This is a genomic window from Pseudomonas sp. UBA5706 (assembly GCF_002419965.1).
Classification (GTDB): domain Bacteria; phylum Pseudomonadota; class Gammaproteobacteria; order Pseudomonadales; family Pseudomonadaceae; genus Aquipseudomonas.
On record NZ_DIHC01000046.1, the window covers coordinates 524 to 22,371 of the forward strand.

Below are 21,848 nucleotides of genomic sequence, written 5' to 3' on the forward strand. Positions count from 1 at the left end.
CGGGAACCGGCAGTAAGACCCTTCACCTTGGTTGTGTCAGACGGACTGCGTGCGGAGGTTTACTGCCGCTACGCGCCAGATCGCGGGCGAGCCACGCTCCTACGGCCTTCGGGCGGAAGCAGAGCGTGGGGGCGCGCACTTCGGGCAGAGGCGGAGGGCGTGTGCACTGCGCGGTTTTGTCGCACCCCGCCGTCCGGGCGTGAATCATGTCGCAGGGCGCAAGGCTGTAGAATGACGCCCTATGAAATTCGTCCGAACTCATCAACCCCTCATCGCCTGGATGCTGTATGGCTTCATCCTGTTCAGTGGGCTTGTGTGCAGCCTGAGCCATGGTCAGATGCTGCGGGCGTTCAACCCGATCCATCCCGCCGTCGATTGCAGCGTGCAACATGACCCGTCCGGTCAACCGGACATGGCGCAGATGGGTGGGCATGCGCCATTGATGAAGCTCTTCATGACCGATTGCGCATTCGCCGGCAGTCTCACGCTGGCGCTGGTGTTCTTCATCGGGCTTGGCTGGGCAGGGCGCAACCCGCGCAGGCGCATTCCTCGTTCTGACCATCTGCTGCGCAAACCGCCCCGAGACGCCTTCCCCGAACTGTCCCCCCAGGCGCCCTGAAGCTTAGGTAAAGGTGTACTGTTCAGCGTCGTCCCTGCATCTGCATATCAAGGCAGCAGGGACGTTCTAAGGCCGGCGCCAACGCTGGCCGCTTCAGAGAGTTCGTCACATGAATGATTTACTGACCCGCCGTCAGATGCTCGCCGGCATGGGCATCCTCGGCCTTGGCCTGCTCGCCGGCTGCGATGGTTCGACCAGCGCGCTGGATTTCAAATACGGCAAGGATCTGAGCAACAAGATCATGGGCCGTACCTTCAAGCTCACCGATACCCAGGGCGAGGTGAAAACCCTTTCCAGTTATCGCGGCCTGATGCCGATGGTGTTCTTCGGGTTTACCCAGTGCCCCTCGGTGTGCCCGACGGCATTGGCGCGTGCCGCCCAGATCAAGAAGATCATGGGCGAGGATGGCAAGACCCTTCAGGTGATTTTCATCACCGTCGACCCCGAACGCGACACGCCGCAAATCCTTGATGCTTACGTCAAGCAGTTCGACCCCAGCTTCGTCGCCTTGAGAGGCACGCTCGAACAGACGCAGCACGTTGCCAGGGAATTCGGCGTGTTCTATGAAAAAGAGCCGATTGGCGACACCTACACCATGTCGCACACCGCCACCAGCTTCGTCTTTGACTCTCGCGGCAACCTGCGTCTGGGTCTGTCACCGTCGCTGTCCGCCAAGCAATGCGCGCAGGATTTGCTCACCGTCATGGAGGTCTGCTGATGACCACGCTGTTTTCAACTCCCATCACCCGTGCGGCGCTGTGCCGGACCCTTGCCGCTTGCTTGCTGGGGTGTATCAGCTTGTCGGCCGTCGCTCAGCCCCGGGTCGACGACGCCTGGGTACGCACCACGGTGCCGGGACAACCTTCGTCCGGCGCATTCATGCGCATTACCGCTGAGGTCGACAGCAAGCTGCTAAGTGTCGCTTCGCCCGCTGCCAAGGATGTGCAGATCCACGAAATGAGCATGACCCAGGATGTGATGCGAATGGGGCCGGTCAACTACGTGCCGCTGCCTGCTGGCAAGCCGGTGTCGCTGGATCCGGAGGGCTACCACGTGATGCTCATGGGGCTGGTCGGGCAGCTCAAGGAGGGAGATCAGGTGCCGCTGACGCTGACCATCGAAACCGACCAGGGCGTACGTGAGACGGTGCAGGTCAATGCGCCTGCGCGGTCGATGAAGGACAGCATGGACATGGGGCATGACCACGGCGCCAGTCACTGAGACGCTTTGGGCACCCAGCCGGGGAGGGAGGGTGCCCGCGATGACACCGCGGTCGCTGAAAACAGCCTTCACCAATCGCCAAACATCCCGACCAGCAACACCAGATTCAACCCCACGATCAGCAGCGCTATCGCCCAAGCCAGCGAGGTCAACACCGGCCCGGTGACCAGGTTGCCCATCAGTTTGCGGTCAGAGACAAAACGTACCAGTGGCACGATGGCGAAGGGCAATTGCATCGACAGGATCACCTGGCTCAATACCAGCAGTTTTGCCGTGCCTTGCGCACCATAAATACTGGTCACCACAATCACCGGGATGATCGCCAACCCCCGTGTCAGCAGGCGGCGTACCCAGCCGGGCAGCTTCATCTTGAGGAAGCCTTCCATGACGATCTGTCCGGCGAGGGTCGCGGTGACGGTGGAGTTGATGCCGGAGGCCAACAGCGCGATGGCGAACAGTGCCGAGGCAATGCCGACCCCTAGCATCGGCGACAGCAAATGATAGGCCTGCTCGATTTCCACCACGTCGGTCTTGCCCGCTTTGTGAAACACCGTGGCGGCTGTAATCAGAATGGCTGCGTTAACGAACAGCGCCAAGGTCAGGGCGATGGTGCTGTCGGTCACGGACCAGCGTAGCCCGATGCGCTTGCCTTCGTCGGTGCGCGGGTAGGCACGGGTCTGGACGATGGAGGAGTGTAGATACAGATTATGGGGCATGACGGTGGCGCCGATGATGCCGATGGCCAGATACAAGGCGGCCGGGTTGGTGACGATTTCCGCCCTAGGAATGAAACCCGCGAACAGCTCGGCCATGTCGGGCCGCGCCAGTACCATTTGAATCGCGAAGCAGCTGAAAATGATCAGCAGCAACGCAATGACGAACGCTTCCAGTGCCCGGAAGCCTCTGCCCATCAGCAGGAAAATCAGAAACACATCGACCGCCGAGAGCACGGCACCCCACACCAAGGGGATGCCGAACAAAAGGTTGAGGGCGATGGCGGTGCCGATCACCTCGGCCAGGTCGCAGGCAATGATCGCAACCTCGCACGCGATCCAAAGCGCGATACACACCGGGCGGCTATAGCGCTCGCGGCAGGCGCGGGCCAAGTCCCAGCCGGTGGCAATCCCGAGTCTGGCCGACAAGGCTTGCAAGACGATCGCCATCAGGTTCGAAAACAGGATCACTGACAGCAGCAGATAACCGAATTGCGACCCTCCCGCCAGGTCCGTGGCCCAATTGCCGGGGTCCATATAGCCCACCGCAACCATGTAGCCAGGGCCGGTAAAGGCCAGCAGACGCTTGAACCAATTGCCCGACTTGGGCATGGCTACACTGGCACTGGGCATGCCCCCGCCCAAGGTGTTGTCGCCGGGATCGGCCCGGTGTTTAGCGGGTTGCATCAGTGGCCGTCCCGTCGAGTTGAAGGTTGCTTGACGTGCAGCCTGAAATGTTGAGTGAAACCTTCAGTGCTGTGCGCGTGGTAAGGGTCAGCCTAGTAACGTTTGAGTGGCCAGGGAGTTCAGGTAATCGCCGAAACCTTCCTTGCAACGAAAGTGCTTGCGCGCACTGGTTGTCACCCCATTGCGTGCCGTCCATACGATATGCGCATTGACGCGCTGCAGGTCTTCGACCAAGTGCACATCTTCATGAGCGGCCAATGCCTTGAAGCCGCCAGCCCGCAAATATGCGCTGGATGACACACCCAGATTGGCGCCATGAACGTGCCGATGGTCATCGACCGGCCGGTAGAGGGCGTCGTAGCGCTGGCGTACCTGTTCGGGATGCTCGGACCAGTCATCGACTTGCACGATTCCACATACCGCATCAGCCTTGGTCGAAATCTGTTCCGCGAGCCATGCGTAGGGCACCACGCTGTCGGCATCGGTGAAAGCAAGCCAGCGAGCACCGCGTTCGATCATCAACTGCGCGCCAGCAGCACGGGTCATGCCGACATTCCGATAATCGCAAGCGCGGAGGTGGACCCCGTGGGCTTTAGCGACGTTCGCGGACCTGTCACTGCAGTCGTCGAGCATGATCAGGATCTCCACCGGCTCGCCTCTGAGCTCCTCGTGGCTAGCGGCGGCGACGAGCGACTTGATGCAATCGTCCAGGAAGTGTTCTTCGTTGTGCGCGGGGACAATGATTCCGATCATCTATGGGTCTCGTCTCGGCGCCTGCGTTGATCGCGTAGGCCTTGCGATATCGACCCTTGATGCAAAAAATTGGTTGCAAGTATTTTCGTTTGTGCGGATTGGCTGCTCGAACACCTGCAAACGAAGGAAAAAGTCAGAAAAAATTGAATTAGTCGCGCTGGCGTCGTTCAGAAAAGGGGAGTGCGAGACTCCCCTGGCGGTCTGTACGTCGCTGTCTACCGCCAGGGTTAATTATTTCCCATATTTCCCAAACGCATCGACGCCGCTGATCAGCGGCGTCGATGCTTTTTTTGTTTACCGATTCCAGCGCAGGGTTATGCCCCTTGCAGCGCCTCGGCGATGGCGTTGTTAAAGGCTGGCAGGTCTTTCGGGGTGCGCGAGGTGATCAGCGTCCAGCCATTGGCGCCGCACTGTTTGACTTGCGCGTCAACCCAGCCAGCGGCCTTGGCGTTGACCAGGTCGATGCGCACGCTAGGGTAGGAGGTAAGGGTCTTGCCTTCGATCACCCCGGCGTCAATGAGCAGCCATGGGCCATGGCAAATGGCGGCGACGACTTTGCCGGCATCGGCGAATTCTTTGACCAGGCGTTGGGCGTCTTTGTCCTGGCGCAAGGTGTCGGCGTTCACGGTGCCACCTGGAACCACCAGCGCGTCGTAATCAGTGGCAGACAATTTGGCCAGCGCAAAAACGGATTTGACGCTGACGTCTTTTTCCGTGTCCTGCACAAAGGTCTGGGCATCGCCGCCTTTAATGGTGGCATGGGTGACGGTCGCACCCATTTGCTGGAGTGCTTCCAGTGGGCTGAGCAGCTCATCGCGCTCGATACCGGTATTGGACGTGATGATCAGGACACGCTTGCCGTTTAACGTACTCATGGTAATGACTCCTGCTAATGAAAATCCGCGCTCGATAATCGAGCGGTATCGGTTCTCAGAGGGAATCGCAAAAGCGAAAGTTCAGCCTGATTCCATTACCGGCTGCCAGCGGTGCGTGCATTTCGGTCAGCTATAAACATTCGCGTGCGGCTTTCTCCAGCGCACTGTGGCCAAAGGCCGAAGCGAGCGGAGCGCGCTGATACAAAAACGCGCGGGTGTGAGGATTACCTTTGAACACTTCAAGAATGTTGTCCTGCGCCACTTTGCCGGAGACCAGTAATTTGTAGTGTCCCTTGCTCTCGGTGAGGGTGGCATCCGGCTTGATTTGCTGCCATTTCTCAAAGACGCACTGCGCGTACTCGCCTGCGGGTTTGGGTGTCTCCAGATCGACTGATGGATTGTTCGGCGTGGAACTGCAGCCAGCCAACAACGCAGCCAGCACACCGGTAAGCAGAAAAATACGCATCTATTTCATCCTGAAACCAAAGGGTGGAATCACTTTACGGGCCGCTGCCACTCGCCTTTGTAGCCGGCGATATCCGACGGTCGACGGATTGACGTCTGCTTCGTAAGTCTTGGTTTATCGAGTGGTAACAGCAGGCGAGAGCGGCGGGAATACCATGCTCATCGGTGATTTCCACCTTGCTTATGAGTTGGCGCGTATGTTGCCGAGCTAATGCGCAAAATAAAAGAGTCGGCTGCTAAATTTTCCGGCAACGCTGTGTACTGCACTCCCGTGCAGTGAGGCGGACTGCGCGACCGCATAAGCTTTGGCCAAATAACGCGGTATTGACGCTGCTTTGTTCGTTTTGTGATCGATGATGATCGTTATGGCATTGATAATACGATGTGTCTCGCCAAAGTGTGCATAAGCGAGCATAAGCCAGTCGCGGTGCGAGGGTATACATGTCTACCGAGCTGCAACCAGCTGCGTACGCAGTTCTTTTGTCGGCGTTTTCAGGGCTGGGGCTTGATGACCAGGGGCGTCGATATTTGCACTTGGGCGGCGTATCCATCCTGTTAGGGGAAACCTGCGGTGAATACCTGGCGCGCAGCATGAGCTTCGAACGTTGCCGTTGCGAGAGCCATGCGCGCTTCGCTGAGGTCGTCGAGGCGGCAAATACCTGTGCCGATGCACCGGTGCTGGTGCCCGTGGATCAGAAGCTGGGCGGCATCCAGCGCCTGCATCGTCTGGTGCCTGGCCTCCCGTCGGCTGCCGAACTGCAGATCCTGAGCAGCGAGGACATCGATAGTCGCAGTTATGAAATGGCCAGCTCGGCACGGGTGATGGGGGTCAATCTGTTTCTGGCGCCGATCGTTGATGTCGTGACCGGTCGCAATCCGTGGCTGCATAACCGCAACCTGGGGCCAGACCCTACCGAGGTGACGCGCATCGCCTGTGCATTCATCCGCGGGGTGCAGCGGGCAGGGGTGATGGCAACGGCCAAGCATGTCCTGAGTCATTACCAGACCGAGCAGGATCCTGCGGTGGGGCGAGCCAGCGTTGCGGGTAGCGTGGGGGATCTGCATCAGGGCCTGGCGGTGTTCCGTGAAGTGATCGCCGCAGGGGTTAAGGCCATCATGCCCGGGCCAGCGATGTTTCCAGCACTCGATGCGGCAGTCGGCCAGTACCTCGGAAAAGAATCATCGGCGTGTTGCGCGATGCCCTGGAATTCGATGGGTTGATCATCTCTGACGATTTGGATGCGGTGTCGATCCTGCGCGACAAGCGCATTACCGACGCCGCAGTGGCAGCGCTCAAGGCGGGTGCGCATCTGCTGCTGGTTTCCAGCGCATCGGGGCTGGACGACATTGCACAGTCGCTCGTAGACGCAGTACACAGCGGGCAGCTGGATCAGCAGCAACTGTTGCGGGCGGCGTAGAAGGTCCGCGGCATGGCCCAGGGGCGCAGGGCGCAGGTCGAATCGGGGTTGTACGTGTCGTACCCGATCCCCGGCGGACACTTGACGCGACGGGTAACTCTCTGAACAACGAGCGGGCGGGCGAGGCGTGCGCAGTTGGCAAATGGACATCGGCGCAGCACAATGCCCGACATAAAAGACCTCACCCTGCCAAGAGTCTGCCGCTTATGTTCAAGCCCCTCGCGTTCTGCGACCTCCAGCGTCTTGCCGATCATTCAGCTGCCATCACTCAACCCTGCCCGTGCATCGCCAAATCCTTCGCCGGGTGGGAGGGCATGCCGGTCTCGCTTAAAGAAAGCCAACTGCGCGAAATCGGCTCGCTCATCGCTGCCGAGGAAGAAGACCTGACCCTGGACGAATATCACTCTGCGGGCACTTCCTATTGGTCTAACGATGCGCCGATTGCTCCGCAGTTTTTCCCCTACAACCGCTGTCGAGTCTGCGAGTGCATATCCTGCAGCCGCGTCTTTTTGCGTTATGCCGAAGCCGGGGCGTATCACATTGAACAGCGGATTCGCAGTCTCGATCCGAGACTGATGGCGGATGTGGCGTTCACAGGGATCGGGCGCGCCTGAGGCGTATGCAGTTACCAGCCGCCCCGACATTCACGACTCGCAGCGCGGCCTTTCATGAGTACATTCGTTGCGCACGTTTTAACCTCGGCGGTAAGCCTTTTCACTGCATAAAAGGAAAGTTCGATGAGTTGGTCGGCCAGGCAGTATTCGATGTTCGAACAGCAACGCACGCGCCCGGTTCGCGACTTGGTTGCGGCCATTCCCACACTGACGGTAAACACGGCGATCGATCTGGGTTGCGGTCCGGGCAACTCTACCGAGGTTCTGGCTGGCCGCTTTCCCGATGCGCTGATCACCGGCATCGACAGTTCCGAAGACATGCTCGGCGATGCCCGTCAACGCTTGCCGGGTCTGCAGTTCGAGTGGGCAGACATCGGCACATGGAAGCCTGCACGAACCTTCGATGTGATCCTGGCCAACGCCTCGTTGCAATGGGTGCCTGACCATGCCGAGCTGTATCCGCGTCTGGTAAGCCTGCTCAATCCGGGCGGTACGCTGGCCGTGCAAACGCCGGACAACCTGGAAGAACCCGCGCATCGTTTGGCACGAGAAATCGCCGCCAGCGGGCCGTGGGCAGATAAAATCGCATCGGTAAAACATCCGGACCGTCATCCGGCGCTCTATTACTTTGAGCTGCTGCGACCTCATTGCGCTGAAGTCGATGTCTGGCGCACGACCTACCATCATCCGTTGTCTGGCGGGCATCCGGCCGTCCTGGAATGGTTCAAGGGTTCGGCATTGCGACCCTATCTGCAGCGCTTGGACGAGACTGAGCAGGGCGCGTTCCTCGACGCCTACCTGAAAGCGATCAGCCAGGCGTACCCGGTATTGGCAGACGGTTCGGTACTGCTGCCGTTTCCTCGGATCTTCATTGTCGCGATGCGCTGACCTTGTGTTTGTGTGTGTAAGCGGGTGATCGATTGCGGTACGCGCAATCACCAAGGTCAAGTAGGAATTGGTTATAACCATAGATCCATTTGGTCTACAGGCTATATAAGAAAAATCGAGGTCGTTAGACGAAAAACGTTATCCTGCGCGCCAGTTTTGAGGGTGTATCGGGCAGAGCAATGGAATTTGGCAACGTGGGTTTCGTCGTCGCCGGCTTGGTGGTCGGTTTCATCGTTGGCATGACCGGCGTAGGGGGTGGATCGCTGATGACGCCGATCCTGCTGTGGTTTGGCATCAATCCAGCGACCGCAGTAGGCACCGACCTGCTATATGCCGCCATCACCAAAAGCGGTGGCGTGCTGGTGCATCGCAAGAATGACAACATCGACTGGGGCATTACCGGTTGGCTGACGTTGGGCAGTGTGCCGGCAGCGGGATTGACCCTGTGGTTTCTCAGTAGCCTGCACACCGCGCCCGGTGCGATGAACGCTGTAATTAAACAGGGGCTGGGATTCGTCCTGCTGCTCACGGCAATCGCTATTTTTTTCAAGCAGCGACTGCTGATTTTTGCCCAGCGCCATGCCGGGGATCGCATTCGCCTCAGCGGCAAGACCCTCAATAGCCTGACTGTGATCACCGGGGTAGTGCTTGGCGTGATGGTCGCCTTGACCTCCATCGGCGCCGGCGCTCTGGGCACGGTGGCGCTGTTCCTGCTCTATCCGTTTCTTGATACCCGGCGTCTGGTGGGCACCGAGATCGCGCATGCCGTGCCGCTGACCCTGATCGCCGGCCTGGGCCATGCCAGCATGGGCAATATGAATTGGGCGATGCTCGGTTTTCTATTGATGGGTTCGCTGCCGGGCATCTACATGGGTAGCCAGTTGACCGGGCGTATTCCCGATGCCGTGCTTCGTCCCTGTCTGGCCGTGATGCTGATTGCGATCGGTTACAAACTGGCGTTTTGAGCGGCGCGTCGCTCGGCGCCACGTCGCATAAACCATAAGCCAAGCTACTCGTAAATGCCCGGATCCCGCCTAAACTGAGCGAGCATTGACCCCATTAGAGGCTCCTCTTAATGATCGCACTCTCTACACTCGCGTTATTTTCCGGTGCCTGCCTGGCGCTGGCGATTACTCCCGGGCCAGACATGCTGCTGATTGCTTCACGCAGTGCCAGTCAGGGCAAAGTGGCGGGTTTTGCTTCATTGGCGGGCATCCAGTTGGGCACTTATTGCCATGCACTGGCCGCTGCGCTGGGGTTGTCGCAATTGTTTGTCACGCTGCCCATCGCCTATGACGTCGTGCGATTCATCGGCGCGGCGTACCTGCTGTATTTGGCATTCAAGACGTTTCGCTCCTCCAGCATGGCGCTCTCGGCCAGCACGACCTTGCCACGCTACTCGCGCACGCAGATGTTCTTTCAGGGCCTGCTGACCAATGTGCTCAACCCAAAAATGGCATTGTTTGTGTTGGCGCTGTTTCCACAGTTCATTGACCCGAATACGGGTTCCATCGTTTTGCAGATGCTGTTGCTGGCAACCGTGCTTAATGTCGTGGGCCTGATTGCCAACGGTGCTGTCATCATCATGGCCAGCCGCGTTGGCTCGCGCTTGGGCGCCAGTGAACGGGCGGCGCGATGGCTGCAGAAAATGCTTGGGATGGTGTTTGTGGGATTGGCGTGCCGTTTGGCACTGGCCGCCCGGGATTGAGGGCGCAATGTAGGGGTCACATGCTGTGCAAAGTCACGGCAGGAATGAAACGCGGCTGAGTGCTCGATACGATCCCGCACTCAGCCGCGTGAGGTTTGCCTAGCAAAGCCGATCGATTACGCGCACGCCTTCCTGGTGCCGCGCGTTACCCCACTCACTGCTCAGGGTATCAAGCACCTGCCCCAGGAACTGCTTGTCGGCAGCTGCTTTCTTGCCGACGTAGCCGTGGCCTTTGCGGTACATCTTCAATCGCGCACGCATGTGCGGATGTTGCTCATCGAACTCTTGTTCCTCGGTGCAGGCACCCAGGCCGTCCATGTGCACATCACCTTTCTCACATACCCAGAGAATGTGGCTATCGAGGGAGTCCTTCTGCGCCGCGAACAGTCGAGCCAACTGGTCAATGGTAGGTTGATTGTTCAGATTCATGATTGGATACCCCTTTTTGCCCATTTGTTAATCTATCTGGTTAGTTCAGATCCAATGCAGATCGTCCATCGATCCGCGGTCCTTCCAAAACATGCTTGCCAATGCAGGTGCCAACAGAGCCGGCACCTAGCGGCAGGATGTAGTGTCGATGAATGACTGCTACGCGATGATCGAAATGCAGGGGGAGAGAAGACGGACGTCGAGAGGACACTGGCGACTTTTCGCGGTCGACCACAAGTGTCATGAGGACGTTTCGCCAGCGCTCGGCCTATGGGGCGATCATGCCGGTTCAGCTTCATCAATCTGCCTTGTGGGCAGCACACATCCAGAGGGTGTTCGACGGCTTTGACGAACGGGCCCAGGATACCTTTGCCAGCTCTCCCGATCAGGGAGACGCATGAATCATGCAGTTGCAAAACAGCTTCGTCAATCATTTTGTAGTGATTTTTTTTGAGCACTACATTTTTTGTAGTTCCGATACACGAAGGTCTGTCCGTGACTACAAAGTCAGTAAATCCGGGGCTTTGGAGGCCGGGGTAACTTCAGAATGCGCGGAAGCGAGAAGGGGCAGTGCAGCAGTGCAGGCATGCAGGGGAGAAGGTCGGACACTGTGACTGACGCCCTGGCGTTACTGAACAACATCGGCTTGCGTGGGCAGCGTCATTGCAACCGCTCCCTTTAGCAAGCCGTGGTTCTGTCCGTGGGTATGTGTCCAAGTCCTGCTTGGGCTTAGAGCGCTTCGTTCAACGTTCTGAACTGCTCATCCGTGAGTGTCAGGCGCGTGGCCTTGGCGAAGCTTGCCACCTGTTCGACGCTGGTGGCACTGGCGATTGGCGCGGTAACGCCGGGACTGTTTATGAGCCAGGCCAGCGCAACTTCCGCTTGCTTGGCGCCATGATCGGCTGCTACCGCATCCAGCGCCGTCAGCAGTTTCAGACCCTGTTCATCCAGGTATTTCTCTAGCCGGTCACCGCGCTTGCTGCTGCCCAGGTCAGCCCTGGAGCGGTATTTACCGGAAAGAAAACCCGAAGCGAGACTGAAATAGGTCACCACACCGATGTTTTCGGTTATGCACAATTTTTGCAATTGGCCCTCAAAACCTGAGCGGTCGTAAAGGTTGTACTCCGGCTGGATCACCTGATATGCAGGCAGGTCATTGTCGTGCGCTGCCTTCAATGCGGCGCACAGCAACGTGGCATCGTAATTGGAAGCGCCCAGAGCGTTGATTTTCCCTGCCTTGCGCAGCGCAGCGTAGGTGCCCAGGGTTTCTTCGTGGGGTGTTTGCGGGTCTGGCCAGTGGGAGAAATACAGGTCGACATGATCGGTACCCAATCGGCGTAGCGAGTCTTCGACAGCTTGCAGGATCCAGCGTCTGGACAGGCCTTTGTTCTGCGGCGAACCCATTTGCGAGCCGACCTTGGTGAAGATTGCCACCTTGTCTCGCATACCAGGGCGCTGTTTGAACCAGCGGCCGATGATGGCCTCCGATTCTCCGCCGCTGTTACCGGGTACCCATGCCGAATAGACATCGGCGGTGTCGATGGCGTTAAAACCCTGATCGACGAAGGCATCGAGTACGGCAAAGCTGGTTTTCTCGTCGATGGTCCAGCCGAAGACGTTGCCGCCGAACACCAGCGGGGCGATGTTCAGGCCAGTACTGCCCAAGGGACGTTTGAGCATGACTTTCTCCTTTGGTGGTTCTGTGGGTAACAGGCGTTGGTGTAAAGCGGGTGCCGCCGCAAGGATGATCGATCTGCTAACGTTTCCGACAGGAGACTTGCGTATACACAATAGGTTGTTATGCGGGGAGCGGTCTGCTAAAGCAACACGGCCTGCCGACAGTGGCGTCCTCAAGACCGCTACTGTCGGCAAGCCGTGCTGCCGCTTAACCTGTTGGGAGGCCTTCAGGACGGCTTTATCCGTCCTGAAGGGTAGAAGGGCATTTACGCCTGGTCTTCCTTATGCAATTCGAACAGCAGCAACGAGCGTTGCGTGACGGTGTACTCGACCCCGAACTCGAACTTATCCTTGCCACGGATTTCAGGCTGGTTGGTATCGATCAGGCTCACCCAATGAACCCCTTCCGGCACTTCCGGCAGGGTGAAGTTGACGCCTTCGTGGTGTGAGTTGACGATCAGCAGCATGGTCGCTTCCGAGCCGCGTCGGCGAATCCCGGTTTCCTGCGCGCGACCGTCAACCAGCATGCCAAGGCAACGCCCGTTCGCATCTTCCCATTGTTCGATGGTCATCTCTTCGCCGCTTGGCGACAGCCAGGTCACATCCTTGACGCCCAGCTCCTCGTTGTAATCGCCTACCAGGAACCGCCCACGACGCAGGATCGGGTATTTGAGACGTAACTTGATCAAGCGCTGCACGAAGCTGTGCAAAGCCTTGCCATCTTCATCCCACTCCCAGTCCACCCAGCCGATTTCGCTGTCCTGGCAGTAGGCATTGTTGTTGCCATGCTGCGTACGCGCGAATTCGTCACCGGCCACCATCATTGGCGTGCCTTGGGACAACAGCAGCGTGGCGAAGAAATTGCGCATCTGGCGCAGGCGCAGTGCATTGATTTGCGGATCGTCGGTCGGACCTTCCACGCCGTGGTTCCAGGACCGGTTGTCGTTGCTGCCGTCCTGGTTGTTCTCGTCATTGTCTTCGTTGTGCTTATCGTTGTACGACACCAGGTCGTGCAACGTGAAACCATCATGAGCGGTGACAAAGTTCACCGACGCGTAAGGCCTGCGGCCGCGCTGGTTGAACAAGTTGCCCGAGGCGGTCAGGCGGCTGGCGAGGTCGGCCAGTTGACCTTCGTCGCCTTTCCAGAAGGCGCGCACGGTGTCACGGAATTTGTCGTTCCATTCGGCCCAACCCGGCGCAAAATGACCGACCTGATAGCCGCCAGGGCCGCAGTCCCACGGTTCGGCGATCAGCTTGACCTGGCGCAATACCGGATCCTGACGGCAGGCCACAAGGAAGCTGTGACGTTCGTCGAAGCCGTCACGGTAACGGCCGAGAATGGTCGCCAGGTCGAAACGGAAGCCGTCGACGTGCATTTCAGAGGCCCAATAGCGCAGCGAGTCGGTCACCATCTGCAGCACGCAAGGATGGCTCAGATCCAGCGTGTTGCCGGTGCCCGAATCGTTGATGTAGAAACGCTTGTCGTCGGGCATCAGCCGATAGTACGAGGCATTATCGATACCGCGCATCGACAGGGTCGGGCCGCGTTCGTTGCCTTCGGCGGTGTGGTTGTAGACCACGTCCAGTATCACCTCCAGCCCTGCCTGGTGCATGTGCGCAACCATTTCCTTGAATTCGGCGATCTTGCCGTGGGCCAGGAAACGTGGATCCGGGGCGAAGAAGGCGATGGTGTTGTAGCCCCAGTAGTTGGTCATGCCTTTTTCCAGCAAATGCTGGTCGTTGACGAAGGCATGGATCGGCAGCAGTTCAACCGACGTCACACCCAGACCCTTGATGTGCTGGATGACTTCTCCCACCTTAAGGCCGGAGAACGTGCCCTTCAGTTCATCGGGAACGGCGGGGTGACGCATAGTGAAACCGCGGGTGTGGGTCTCGTAGAAAATGGTCTTTTCCCACGGCACATTAACCCGTTGATCGCGGCCCCAGGTGTAGGCAGGGTCGATGACCTTGCACTTGGGCACGAAGGGCGCACTGTCACGCTCGTCGAAGCTCATATCATCATCAGGGTGGCCGATGGTGTAGCCGAACAGCGCTTCGGACCATTTCAGCTCACCGACCAACTGTTTGGCATACGGGTCGATCAGCAGTTTGTTGTGGTTGAAGCGATGGCCGTTCTTCGGGTCGTACGGGCCGTAGACTCGGTAGCCATACACCAGCCCGGGGTGAGCATCAGGCAGGTAGCCGTGAAAGATCTCATCGGTGTATTCAGGGAGCTCAATGCGCTCCAGTTCGGTCTCGCCGGTGGAGTCGAACAGGCATAGCTCAACCTTGGTCGCGTTGGCCGAGAAGATCGCGAAGTTAACCCCCAGGCCGTCCCAGTTCGCGCCGAGCGGGAAGGGCAGACCCTCTCGAATGCGCGACGCGGTGACTTCCGGGCTGTCGGCCTTTTGGGATTCATTCTTTGCTGCGGTGTTCTTGTCTTGCTTACTCATGGGGATTCCTGACGGTCGAATGATTTCCAGAAGGCGAACAAAACCTCTGTCGCAGGCTGAAGCTGCGCCATTACTGTAGAAATGGGCAAAGGGGTAACCGCAGGGCGATACTCGTTTTAAGGCGATCCCTGCGGTAGGGGTCTGCTACACGCTGCGTCTTCGTTGAAAACGAAGGCTCAAGGCGCGGGAGGCTTGGTTGCCGGTGTTGCTTTCTTGGCGGATGGTTTTGCAGCAGGTTTTGCCGCTGGTTTTGCTGCAGGCTCGGCACTGCTGGTCGCGGCCGCCTTTGGTTTCGCAGCGGGTTTTGCTGCCGGCTTATTTGCTGCCGGCTTAGACGCTGGCTTGGCCGCAGTTTTGTCTGCAGGCTTCTCGGCTGCCTTGGCTGCGGGCTTGGCCGGGGCTGCCTTTGGCCTGGCTGCAGGTTTTGCCGCTGCGGTCCTGGACTGCGCTTTGCCGTCAGCCTTAGGCTTGGCGGCTTTGGAAGCTGCAGGCTTTTTGGCTGATTTGGTTTCGGCTTGGAACTGCTTTTTGGCCTTTTCCCAATGCTCGGCGTCCTTGCCGTGCGGTTTGCCTTCGGACTCCCAGATCTGGTGGGCTATCTCTTTAATTCTTTTCTCGTCGGCACTCATCTCGACACTCCCGGGTATTACAAGGTTTGAATAAGCAGATTTACGGAAAATTCCTTGAGCGCTTCGCTGAGCGACAATTCCTTGCTCTGTGTGACTGTAGCCTGCGCAAAAAGTCCCTTCCAGTTTGGATTTGCATCAGCGAACGGCAGCAGGATTCGTGTATCGCCCCAATTTGCTGCATTGATCAATGGAGTTTGCGCGGTGCCCAATAGTTCAGCCGGCAAACGTGGAACCACAACAATAGCTCGCATATCTTCAGTTATCCGGGCAAATGCCAGAACGTGTGCGGCGTGTTCGCCGACCACCTCAAGCGCCTGATAACGACCCTCACTGAACAGTGTCGGGTATTGATTGCGCAGCACGAGCACCTGTGCGATCAGCGCTTGTTTGATGCGGCCGTCCTGCCACTGGGCAAGCAACTGTGTGGGCGCTGCGCAATCATCCAGCGCGCGCTGACGAGCGGGGTAATCCACTGGCCGACGGTTGTCCGGGTCGACCAAGCTGAGATCCCAGAATTCGGTGCCCTGATACAGATCAGGCACACCGGGTACGGTCATTCGCAGCAAGGTTTGCGCCAGGCTGTTTAAGGCGCCAGCGGGGGCGATGCGGTTGGCGGTGGCCCCGATGGATTGGCGCAGTGCCAGTCCATCCGGGCTCAACAACACGTGCTGCAGAAAGTCGCGACAGGCCGTCTCATAAGGCTCGTTAGGCGCGCTCCAGCTGCTTTGCAACTTAGCTTCGCGCAGGGCTTTTTCCTGCCACTGAGTGAGGCGTTTGGCGTAATCCTCGAACGCCTCCTGACCCTCCAGCCCCAGCGGCCAGCTGCCCAGAATCGCCTGGTACAACATCAGCTCGTCGCCCGGACTGATCGGGTGCTCACCCTGCTTGAGCGGCGCAGACAGCTGTAGCCAGCGCTCGACCTGCTCCGCGTACCAAGGCGCGTTTTCACTGATCACCGCCAGACGGGTACGCGTATCCTCGCCACGCTTGTGATCGTGGGTGGCAGTGGTCAGCAGGTTGTCGGGAAAGTGTGCACCGCGCTCCACACAGATGTCGTGAAACGCCTGCGCCGGTGCACTGAAGTGTTGCGGGTGGAACCCTACATCGTTGCGCGAAAGGAGCACGGCGGAACGATAGAACGAGGTGTCTTCCACCGATTTCGCTGCCACGGGGGAGGTCAGTTGCTGAAAGCGGTTGCAGGCCTTGCGGCGCATCTCGCGTTGCGGGCCACTGGGGAAGTCGCGCAGGCTTTCACCGCCCAGCCAGCGCGCCAGATTGTCGAGCACCGGCCAGTCGCCTTCGCTGAGCATTTCGCGTGCGCCGTTCATGGCCTGCTGGAAGAAGCGTTCGTCTTCGGCAGAGCGCCCACAGGCGGTGATGTAAGTGCGGTAGACCGGAAAATTACCCACCAGCGCCAGCAGCGCGCGGCGAATGGCGCCCAGCGTCAGGTCGCGACTCATGACGTCGCTGCGGGCTACTTGCAGCAACGCCTGGGCGAGGTTTTCGAAATCCCCGGCAAGGGTGCCGTGCAGCACCAGATCGCGGGCTTCGAGGACTTCCTGATTGAAGTCGGCGGTGCGCCCGCTGACCCGGCTCCACAGCTCGCCCAGTACCTCTGCACCTTTAGGATCATGCTGCAGCAGCGACACTTGGTTCATGAACTCATAGCCGGTGGTGCCGTCGACGTTCCAGTCCTTGCGCACCTGTTCATCGGATCCGAGGATCTTCTCGACGAAGATCGGCACATGGCTCAGCTCCGTGCCCTGCGGACGCTGGCCGAGCAGGCTTTCGACGCGCCGGTGCAGCTTGCGGCAGTAGCCGCGTGGGTCCGCCAGACCGTCGATATGGTCGATGCGCAGGCCGTCCACCAGGCCCTCAGCGATCATTTCGAAAATCTTGCCGTGGGTGGCTTCGAAGACTTGGGAGCGCTCCACCTTGAGGCCGCCCAGCTCGTTGATGTCGAAGAAGCGTCGCCAGTTAATGTCATCACCTGCGGTACGCCAACTGGCCAGACGATAATCCTGGCGTTCCAGCAACGTATGCAGTCGCTCGAAGCCTTCGGGCTTGCTCGAATCGAACTGCTCCAGACCGCTTTCGATCGCGTGGATCAGCTCCGGCTTTGACTTGATCAGCGCTGCCAGCGCGTCTTTGCTTTGTTGGGCATCTGCGTAAGCCTGGGGGTTGGCATCCAACTGATCGAAGCGCTCGGCCAGCGCATCCAGTTCAGGGCGTTTCGCGGCCCTGAGCACGGGCCCGTAAGTGCCTGGATTGATCGGGAAATGATGCTGATAATGCTCGACGCGCAAGCTTGCCTTGTCTGAGTCGAAGCGCAGCGGCACTTCGTTGTTCTGCAAGACCGTACCGTAATCGGTGCTCAGGAACGGCAGCAGCAACTGGCCTTTGAGCAGCGGGTCCGGAGAATTCCACTGGATGTCGAAAAACTTCGCGTAGGGGCTGCGTTGACCCCACTCCAGCAGATCCAGCCACCAGGGATTATCGGCGCCGCCGACGGCCATGTGATTGGACACGATGTCCAGGATCAGCCCCATGCCATGCTTGCGCAATTCGGCCACCAGACGCCGCAGCGCGGGTTCGCCGCCCAGCTCAGGATTGATGATCCGTGGATCAACCACGTCATAGCCATGCATCGAACCGGCCCGCGCCTTGAGCAACGGAGAGGCGTAGATGTGGCTGATGCCCAGTTGAGCGAAATAGGGCACCAGGGCCGTAGCGTGGTCCAGGGTGAAGTCTTTATGGAATTGCAGACGCTGCGTCGCGCGTAACGATTTTAGGGGTGGGTTCACTGGTTGACTCATTGATCACGCTCCGCGGCTTGTTGACGTGCTGCGGCCAGGATTTCCAGACGACGCGCCGCGTTAGCGTCGTCCAACAAGGCGGCCGTATCGCCGGGAAGTCGCCGACGCCAGTTGGGGTGGCTGTCGACGGTACCCGGAAAATTGGCTTGTTCTTCGATCCCCAGTGCGTCTTCGATAGGCAACAGCACCAGCGGCGCTCGGGTATGCCCCAGGTAGCGCACGCTGGCATCGATGATCGCGCTGGCATCGTCATTCTGCAGCGCGTAGTTTTCCCGCAACGCGGTAAGCAAGCCCTGGCGCTCGCGCTCGCGGTTTTGGCGCCAATTGCGTTCAGTATCGTCGTCGATATGGCCGAGGGTCTTGTTCCAGTCGATGTCCAGCTCGGTAAGCCAGCCGGTGAGGGTCGGCAGATCATGGGTGCTGGTGGTCGCCAAAGCGTCGTCGGACCACTTGATGATCGGTTTGAAGCGGGCGTTGTCCTGTTCGAACAACAGCACGCGCATGCCAAGAATGCCACGGCTGGAAAGCTTCTCGTGCAGGCCGTCGGGCACCGTACCCAAATCTTCACCCAACACCACGGCCTGGTGACGCCAGGATTCCAGGCACAGCAGGCGCAGCATGTCGTCCAGTGGGTAATTCAGGTACGCACCTTCGCTGGCCGGTGAGCCCAACGGCACCACCCACAGACGTTGCAGCCCCATCACGTGATCGATGCGCAACCCTCCAGCGTGGGCAAAGTTCGCCCGCAGCATTTCGATGAAGGCGCGAAATCCATTACGTTTGAGGCCCGTGGGCGAGAACGCGGAAATGCCCCAGCTCTGCCCGGAGCGATTGAGAATATCCGGTGGTGCACCGACGGTCAGTGCCGACAGCAGTTCATCCTGACGGCTCCAGGCTTGGCTGCCTGAGCCGTCGGCCCCCACCGCCAGGTCACCAATCAGGCCAATGCTCATGCCGCTGGTACGTGCTGCCGTCTGCGCGCGTTCCAGGCCCCGGGCGATTAACCACTGAGCGAACGCATGAAAGCCAATCTGCTCGCTGTGTTTGGCAGCGAACTCATCGATGGCATCGCTGCGGGGATTCTTGAACTGTTGCGGCCACTCATGCCAGTTGCCGCCGATGCCCAGCGCCTGACTCTCGTCGCGCAGGGCTTCGAAGCGACAATGGTTCTCCAACGCCTCACCGCCGGCATGACGGAAGCTGTTGAAGTCCTCGTGCAGTGGATGACTGGCGCCGATGAAACTGGCGTATAGCGCGCGATAGAGCTTCCACTTTGCAGCAGCCGCCGCCGGCCAGTCGATCAAAGGGAGGGCTTGCAGGCGTTTGAGCTCGTTCGCCAGACCGGTTTGCTCAATGGCCGCACGCACGGCTTGTTCACCCAAAATCGCTCCGGGCGCTGCGTATAGCGCGTTGAGGAACAAGCGACTGGACGGCGAGTACGGGCTGAATTGCTCGCTGTCGTTGGAAAACATCGCGTGCACGGGGCTGATGGCGATTGCAGCCGCGCCGCGTTCGCCGGCCGAACGGGCAAAGGTTTCCAGCGCTTGAGTGTCGCCGAACCCACCATCGCCTTCGCGACGCAGGTAATACAGCTGCAAGGTCAAGCCCCACGTGCGCGGTACATTGACATCGGTGGCCATGGCCACGGTGTAAGCGGTTTTCGGTGCTACAGCGATGGTCAGGTGCTGCCCATCGATTGCCAGTTGCTGATAACCCACGGTGGCCAGCGCTGGGAGTTCGCCCCTGGCGTTCAGTCTGGACTCCAGCCGCGAGCCGTCTTCCAGCTCCAGCACGAATGGTGTTTCCGGCTTGAACCAAATGGAAAGGTCGAGATTGCTGCCATGATCGACCGTCAGCAGCGGGGGAGGCGTGGCAGACAGGCTTTGATCCTGCAACTGCGAGAGGCTTTCGGCGATCTGCTCGTCATCCTCAGCTGGGTAGCCAAGACCGGCAAGCACTTTGCGCAACACGTCGGGGCTGACGCGTTGCGGTCTTGCGTTGGCGTCCTTCCAATCCACGGATAATCCGGCTTCGGCGGCCAGCATCTCCAGTTGCTCATTGCTCATCCTGTTCCTCCACAACGTCACTTGATATCAGGCTGACAATGGCCGTGTATGGATGGAGGTTGCCCTGTTGGGAAAGTTCTGCCGATTTGGGATGGGACTGGTGAAGAACCCGCTGGACACTGTACGGCACGATCTGCACGGCATGCTCACTCAGGTTAAGGTCGATGCGCAGGATGCAACCATCCGCCATCTGCCAGCGTGCGCTGACCGCCTTGTCGGCCAACACCTGCGCACCGAGGGCTTCGGCGCCTTGCAGCCGGGGTACGATTTGCGCGTGGCGGATCTGCAGCAGCTCGCGGTAAAGCGCCAGCCAGCTGCGATGATCCTGCCCCTTGTCGGTTTCCAGCATCAGTGCGTCGAACGCTGGCCGTGATGATTCGAAGGTTTGCAGCGCATTGGGGTCGGGAATCCGTTCGCGCTTGGCCGGGTCGGCAAACGCGGCGAAATCGGCAAACTCGCCCCGGCGCCCTTCACGCACTGCGTCTGCCAGTTCGTCGTGGAAATCTGTGAAGAACAGGAACGGTTCACTGGCCCCCCATTCGTCACCCATGAACATCAGCGGAATCATCGGCGAAAGAAGCAGCAGCGCGGTGGCAGCACGCAGCGCCTGAGGCGGGCTCAACTGGGCGAGGCGCTCACCCAATGCACGGTTGCCGATCTGGTCGTGGTTCTGCAAAAACAGCACGAATGACGTCGGCTGCAAGTGCGCGCTCGGCTCGCCACGGGTGTGTCCATGGCGGGTGGGTTCGCCTTGATAGACGAAACCTTCACCCAGCAGGCGTGCCAGTTTGTGCGTCGGCTGCTGTGCGAAATCGGTGTAATAAGCGTCGGTTTCGCCGGTTAACAACACGTGCAAGGTATTGTGACCGTCGTCGTTCCACTGCGCGTCGTAGTGTTTTTCCAGACGGTGAGCTTCGTTGAACTCGTTTTCCAGCATAAGCCAGATATGACGTCCCGCTGGCGTGGATTGGCGAACCCGTTCAGCCAGTTCCTTAAGGAAGGTCGGGTCTTCGATGGCGTGCACCGCGTCGAAGCGCAGGCCGTCAAAACGGTACTGGTGCAACCACATCAAGGTGTTTTCGATGAAGAAGTCGCGCACTTCGCAACGTCGGAAATCGATCGCGTCTCCCCATGGAGTTTTCTTGTCGCTGCGGAAAAAGTGCTTGGCGTAAGCACCCAGGTAATTACCGTCCGGGCCGAAATGGTTGTAGACCACGTCCAGAATCACCGCCAATCCCAGGCCGTGCGCCGTGTCGATAAGGTGCTGGAGTTGCTCGGGTGTTCCGTAGGACGATTGCGCAGCGTAGGGCAGTACGCCGTCATAGCCCCAATTGCGGCTTCCGGGAAATTGCGCGATGGGCATCAGTTCGATAGCGGTTACGCCGGTATCGACCAAGTGCTGCAGGTGCAGCTCGACGCCGGCAAAGCCACCCAGTGCGCCGACGTGCAACTCGTAGATCACCGCCTCAGCCCATGGACGGCCCTGCCATGCATCGTGCTTCCAGGCGTACGCTTGGGGGTCAACCACCACGCTATGACCGTGCACGTCGCCGGCCTGAGCCCGGGAGGCCGGGTCAGGTACATGGAGTTCGTCATTGATTGTGTAGCGATAGCGCGAACCGGCCGGGCAATGCGTTTCGAGGACAAACCAGCCCTCTTTCTGCGGGGTCAGGGCCTGCGGCGGCCCATCCTCAATCTCGACACTTACGGTGTTGGCGTCCGGCGCCCAAAGGGCAAACCGGGTGCGCTCGGTATTCAGCAGAACGGCGCCGTGGCACCAATGATCATCCGTGCACAAAGGCATCCGTTACCCCTTT

Annotated in this window: 20 protein-coding genes; 9 read left to right on the plus strand and 11 right to left on the minus strand. The window is 59.3% G+C overall.

Translation table 11 applies throughout. The annotated features are described in order from the left end of the window. Positions 1 to 241 precede the first annotated feature (241 nt). From B3I26_RS23200 to B3I26_RS23210, 3 genes are all read left to right on the plus strand, one after another. Complete coding sequence (locus B3I26_RS23200; RefSeq protein WP_296261147.1) at positions 242 to 619, plus strand: DUF2946 domain-containing protein; 378 nt, start codon at positions 242 to 244, stop codon at positions 617 to 619. A gap of 109 nt (positions 620 to 728) precedes the next feature. Continuing rightward, complete coding sequence (locus B3I26_RS23205) at positions 729 to 1,337, plus strand: SCO family protein (RefSeq protein ID WP_296261149.1); 609 nt, start codon at positions 729 to 731, stop codon at positions 1,335 to 1,337. Then, on the plus strand, positions 1,337 to 1,840 hold the full coding sequence (locus B3I26_RS23210; protein WP_296261151.1) for a copper chaperone PCu(A)C: 504 nt from the start codon (positions 1,337 to 1,339) through the stop codon (positions 1,838 to 1,840). Before B3I26_RS23205 ends, B3I26_RS23210 begins: the two co-directional genes overlap by 1 nt. Positions 1,841 to 1,908: 68 nt before the next feature. Here the strand turns inward: B3I26_RS23210 and B3I26_RS23215 are convergent, their stop codons facing one another. The 4 genes from B3I26_RS23215 to B3I26_RS23230 form a co-directional block, all read right to left on the minus strand. Continuing rightward, complete coding sequence (locus B3I26_RS23215; RefSeq protein ID WP_409522027.1) at positions 1,909 to 3,240, minus strand: Nramp family divalent metal transporter; 1,332 nt, start codon at positions 3,238 to 3,240, stop codon at positions 1,909 to 1,911. Between the two features lie 87 nt (positions 3,241 to 3,327). Beyond that, on the minus strand, positions 3,328 to 3,993 hold the full coding sequence (locus B3I26_RS23220; protein ID WP_296261153.1) for a glycosyltransferase: 666 nt from the start codon (positions 3,991 to 3,993) through the stop codon (positions 3,328 to 3,330). Between the two features lie 314 nt (positions 3,994 to 4,307). Beyond that, on the minus strand, positions 4,308 to 4,868 hold the full coding sequence (locus B3I26_RS23225) for a type 1 glutamine amidotransferase domain-containing protein (protein WP_296261155.1): 561 nt from the start codon (positions 4,866 to 4,868) through the stop codon (positions 4,308 to 4,310). A gap of 130 nt (positions 4,869 to 4,998) precedes the next feature. Further along, positions 4,999 to 5,334 carry a hypothetical protein gene (locus tag B3I26_RS23230; RefSeq protein WP_296261157.1) on the minus strand — a complete coding sequence of 112 codons (336 nt, stop codon included), beginning with the start codon at positions 5,332 to 5,334 and terminating at the stop codon, positions 4,999 to 5,001. 440 nt (positions 5,335 to 5,774) lie between these two features. Here B3I26_RS23230 and B3I26_RS23235 point away from each other — a divergent pair, with 440 nt between their 5' ends. From B3I26_RS23235 to B3I26_RS23260, 6 genes are all read left to right on the plus strand, one after another. After that, positions 5,775 to 6,554 (plus strand): glycoside hydrolase family 3 N-terminal domain-containing protein, encoded by a 780-nt coding sequence (locus tag B3I26_RS23235; RefSeq protein ID WP_296261158.1) that lies wholly within the window; start codon positions 5,775 to 5,777, stop codon positions 6,552 to 6,554. Then, a complete protein-coding gene (locus tag B3I26_RS23240; protein ID WP_296261159.1) occupies positions 6,521 to 6,751 on the plus strand; it encodes a glycoside hydrolase family 3 N-terminal domain-containing protein in 231 nt (76 codons plus the stop codon). The genes B3I26_RS23235 and B3I26_RS23240 overlap by 34 nt, the downstream gene beginning before the upstream one ends. Positions 6,752 to 6,957: 206 nt before the next feature. Further along, positions 6,958 to 7,365, plus strand: a complete 408-nt coding sequence (locus B3I26_RS23245; protein ID WP_296261160.1) for a hypothetical protein — start codon at positions 6,958 to 6,960, stop codon at positions 7,363 to 7,365. Positions 7,366 to 7,488: 123 nt separating this feature from the next. Beyond that, positions 7,489 to 8,253 (plus strand): trans-aconitate 2-methyltransferase, encoded by a 765-nt coding sequence (tam, locus tag B3I26_RS23250; protein ID WP_296261161.1) that lies wholly within the window; start codon positions 7,489 to 7,491, stop codon positions 8,251 to 8,253. 179 nt (positions 8,254 to 8,432) lie between these two features. Continuing rightward, positions 8,433 to 9,218 (plus strand): sulfite exporter TauE/SafE family protein, encoded by a 786-nt coding sequence (locus B3I26_RS23255; protein ID WP_296261162.1) that lies wholly within the window; start codon positions 8,433 to 8,435, stop codon positions 9,216 to 9,218. 110 nt (positions 9,219 to 9,328) lie between these two features. Further along, positions 9,329 to 9,961 (plus strand): LysE family translocator, encoded by a 633-nt coding sequence (locus tag B3I26_RS23260; protein WP_296261163.1) that lies wholly within the window; start codon positions 9,329 to 9,331, stop codon positions 9,959 to 9,961. A gap of 99 nt (positions 9,962 to 10,060) precedes the next feature. Here B3I26_RS23260 and B3I26_RS23265 read toward each other — a convergent pair whose 3' ends face one another. The 7 genes from B3I26_RS23265 to treZ all read right to left on the minus strand — a co-directional run bounded on the left by B3I26_RS23265 (position 10,061) and on the right by treZ (position 21,835). Beyond that, a complete protein-coding gene (locus tag B3I26_RS23265; RefSeq protein ID WP_296261164.1) occupies positions 10,061 to 10,390 on the minus strand; it encodes a hypothetical protein in 330 nt (109 codons plus the stop codon). 729 nt (positions 10,391 to 11,119) lie between these two features. Next, positions 11,120 to 12,070: an aldo/keto reductase gene (locus B3I26_RS23270; RefSeq protein WP_296261165.1), complete on the minus strand. Its 951-nt coding sequence runs from the start codon at positions 12,068 to 12,070 to the stop codon at positions 11,120 to 11,122. Positions 12,071 to 12,333: 263 nt separating this feature from the next. Beyond that, positions 12,334 to 14,520, minus strand: a complete 2,187-nt coding sequence (glgX, locus tag B3I26_RS23275) for a glycogen debranching protein GlgX (protein ID WP_296261166.1) — start codon at positions 14,518 to 14,520, stop codon at positions 12,334 to 12,336. A 176-nt stretch (positions 14,521 to 14,696) separates the two neighbouring features. After that, positions 14,697 to 15,149: a DUF2934 domain-containing protein gene (locus tag B3I26_RS23280; protein ID WP_409522026.1), complete on the minus strand. Its 453-nt coding sequence runs from the start codon at positions 15,147 to 15,149 to the stop codon at positions 14,697 to 14,699. A 17-nt stretch (positions 15,150 to 15,166) separates the two neighbouring features. Continuing rightward, on the minus strand, positions 15,167 to 17,953 hold the full coding sequence (locus B3I26_RS23290) for a malto-oligosyltrehalose synthase (RefSeq protein ID WP_296261167.1): 2,787 nt from the start codon (positions 17,951 to 17,953) through the stop codon (positions 15,167 to 15,169). Between the two features lie 8 nt (positions 17,954 to 17,961). After that, positions 17,962 to 20,031, minus strand: coding sequence for a 4-alpha-glucanotransferase (gene malQ, locus B3I26_RS23295; protein ID WP_296261168.1), 2,070 nt, complete (start codon positions 20,029 to 20,031; stop codon positions 17,962 to 17,964). Beyond that, positions 20,021 to 21,835, minus strand: a complete 1,815-nt coding sequence (gene treZ, locus B3I26_RS23300; RefSeq protein ID WP_296261169.1) for a malto-oligosyltrehalose trehalohydrolase — start codon at positions 21,833 to 21,835, stop codon at positions 20,021 to 20,023. Before treZ ends, malQ begins: the two co-directional genes overlap by 11 nt. Positions 21,836 to 21,848 lie beyond the last annotated feature (13 nt).